We start from the raw sequence: 2,698 nt of genomic DNA, 5'->3' as shown, positions 1-2,698 counted from the left end.
ACCCGTCCATCGAGTGAACCCAGAGGTGGCTCTGGCTTTGGAGGGGTGACGGGGGCATAGTGGGGGCAACCCTGGCACGGCCCTTGGGGATGGACGGCACAGCGCAACCAGGCCGAGTGGGCACTGAAAACACAAGAGGGATCCCCCAGGGGTGGGCCAAATTCGCCGGCCCGTTGACGGCGCAGCAGCACCACTTGCCGTCGCCAATCTTGCAAAAATCGGCTGTAGGCGCGTTCCCGCCAGCGACGCTTGGCCGCATTTTCGAGGACGTGGGCGGTGAGGTTATCCAACATGGAACGATACCCAGGGAAGAGGCCAACAGGCTGGGAGTTGCGTTGGATGGCTGAGAACCTCAGGATGGCACACACTGGCGAGAAGAACCCAAGAATTGCAAACTCTCCTTGAGTTCAGTTTAAGTTTGTGGAGTTTCTTCCGATGGCTCTGGCTGCTGGTGGCGGGCCTGGGCCCGTTGCAGGGCTTCTCGCACCACAGCAAAGCCCGTTCCCCCGGCGCTGAGCCGCGTGGCCACCACCTGGCGGGGCTCAATGGCCGTCAAAATGTCCGCCTCAAAGGCCGGGTGGAAGGTTTTCCAGCGCTCCAAGGGCAGATCCCGCAGCAGGATCCCCTCTGCCAAACAAATGCGCACAATCTGCCCCACCAAATCATGGGCTGTGCGAAAGGGGATCCCTTTGCGCACCAGGTAGTCGGCCACATCGGTGGCGTTGGAGAAATCTTCCTGCACAGCAGCCGCCATGCGCTCAGGTTGAAATTGGATCCCTTCCCGCAGCAGAATGGTCATCGCCTCTAGGCAGGCTTTCAGGGTATCGACCGTGTCGAATAGCCCCTCTTTGTCTTCTTGGAGGTCTTTGTTGTAGGCCAGCGGCAGCCCCTTCAAGGTGACCAACAAAGCCTGGAGATGGCCAAACACCCGCCCCGCCTTGCCGCGCACCAACTCCGGCACATCGGGATTTTTCTTCTGGGGCATGAGGCTGGAGCCGGTGGCACAGGCATCGGTGAGGGTGACAAAGCCGAACTCCTGGGAAGCCCAGAGGATCACCTCTTCCGAGAGGCGGCTGAGATGCACCAAAATCAAGCTGGCGGCAGCGTGGAACTCCACCAGGTAGTCCCGGTCGCTGACGGCATCCAAGCTGTTGGCGCTGATCCGCTCAAATCCCAGCAGATGGGCGGTGAGCTGCCGATCGATGGGCAGAGAAGTGCCGGCCAAAGCCCCGGATCCGAGGGGGCAGACATTCACCTCTTCCCGCACCCGCCCCAGCCGTTGCCAGTCTCGCCAGAACATTTCTTCATAGGCCAAGAGGTGGTGGGCCAAGCTAATCGGCTGAGCCCGTTGCAGATGGGTGTAGCCGGGCAGGATTGTCTCCAGATGCCGCTCGGCCAAGTCCAACAAAACTCCGCGCAGCTCCCAGAGGGCTTGACGAAGGTGATCGATCTGATCTCGCAGATAGAGACGCAGATCGGTGGCCACTTGGTCATTGCGGGAGCGCCCGGTATGCAGTTTTTTTCCCACTTCCCCCACCAAAGCCACCAAACGACGCTCGACGGCGTAGTGGACATCCTCTGCCTCTGGATCGGGCCGGAAGGTGCCGGCAGCCGCTTCCTGTTGGATCTGCTCCAATCCCCACCGGATCTGGTCGGCCTCTTGCTGGGTCAGGATGCCACAAGCGGCCAACATCTGCACATGAGCCAGGGATCCGGCCACATCGTAGGGCAGCAGGCGGATGTCGAAGCCGATGCTGGCGTTGAAGCGGGCGATGGCAGGATGCAGGGATCCCTCAAAGCGCTGGCTCCAGGGGCGAGGGGTGGAAGTTACCGTCGGCTCAGACATTGGCTGGGAACCGGAAGAATGGGGAGAAGGATTGACCACCGTAGGAAGACCCCACTGCAGTTGTGGAGAAAAAACACAGAAACCGACCGCCGACGGCCAAAACCCCGCCGGCTCAGGCCAACTGGATCCAGCTAGAGCAATGGCGACAAGGCTCTAGTGGGAGCTGGTGATGCTCTTGAGCATGTAGCCCGCCACGATCCCTATCAAAAGCGCCCAAATTTGGCCCGATTCCACAAAGCCATTCCAACCCTTGCGGATATCGCCCAGCACATCCTGTCGGAACACCTGCCCGACAATCATTTCCGTCTGGAAAGCCGTGGGGGCCGGCAAGTAAACCGAAGCGGTTTCAGACCCAGAAGGAGAGAAGTTCATGGTTGTACCTCAGGTGTAGATAACACAGTGCAGCCAACCTGGTAGCTCCACCAGCTAGAGCGTACCGCTCTGAAAGACCTACGAAACGCCAACAAACACTTCCACTCGCACCGGCGGCGCGGAGTGCTCAGCGTCTGCCGCGCTTCTGCTTTCTTCCTGCCTTAACGAACTATGGCTGGCAGCAGAGATCACCCCCACTGCCCCGCCAGAGGGATCTCCACAGGCGTGACTTCCCCGCAAGCTGCAGGTAGCCGCTCCTTGCTCTCTGAGAGAGCCACACAGACTAAAGCTGGAGCAGGCTTTAGCCCATGCAGAACGCATGCCAGAACTAACCAACTAGCCTAGTAGTCCGGCAAAACCACGTCAACCAACCCACCGTTGCTGCCCAGCCCAGTAGCGTTGAGTAGCTTGCTTGAGCTATTGTGAGCGTTGCGGCCTGCTGTCATTAACCCTGAGTTTGAACTTTTTTAGCTAGGCTGG

Annotated in this window: 3 protein-coding genes; all 3 read right to left on the bottom strand. The window is 59.7% G+C overall.

Annotated features, from left to right (window positions below):
• On the bottom strand, window positions 1-293 hold a 293-nt coding region (locus NW820_RS04480; RefSeq protein ID WP_414329336.1), incomplete at its 3' end, for a DUF6464 family protein.
• Between the two features lie 119 nt (window positions 294-412).
• A complete protein-coding gene (argH, locus tag NW820_RS04475) occupies window positions 413-1,846 on the bottom strand; it encodes an argininosuccinate lyase (protein ID WP_414406797.1) in 1,434 nt (477 codons plus the stop codon).
• A gap of 153 nt (window positions 1,847-1,999) precedes the next feature.
• Window positions 2,000-2,218 carry a hypothetical protein gene (locus NW820_RS04470; protein ID WP_011433653.1) on the bottom strand — a complete coding sequence of 73 codons (219 nt, stop codon included), beginning with the start codon at window positions 2,216-2,218 and terminating at the stop codon, window positions 2,000-2,002.
• Window positions 2,219-2,698 lie beyond the last annotated feature (480 nt).

Origin of the sequence: Synechococcus sp. R55.7, assembly GCF_047461955.1 — a bacterium.
GTDB lineage: Bacteria > Cyanobacteriota > Cyanobacteriia > Thermostichales > Thermostichaceae > Thermostichus.
This window is presented reverse-complemented; position numbering and strand designations above follow the sequence as displayed.

What these genes read in the sequence shown, in the direction of transcription:
- NW820_RS04470 (WP_011433653.1), bottom strand. Translation starts at nt 2,218, where the DNA reads ATGAACTTCTCTCCTTCTGGGTCTGAAACCGCTTCGGTTTACTTGCCG.
- argH (WP_414406797.1), bottom strand. Translation starts at nt 1,846, where the DNA reads ATGTCTGAGCCGACGGTAACTTCCACCCCTCGCCCCTGGAGCCAGCGC.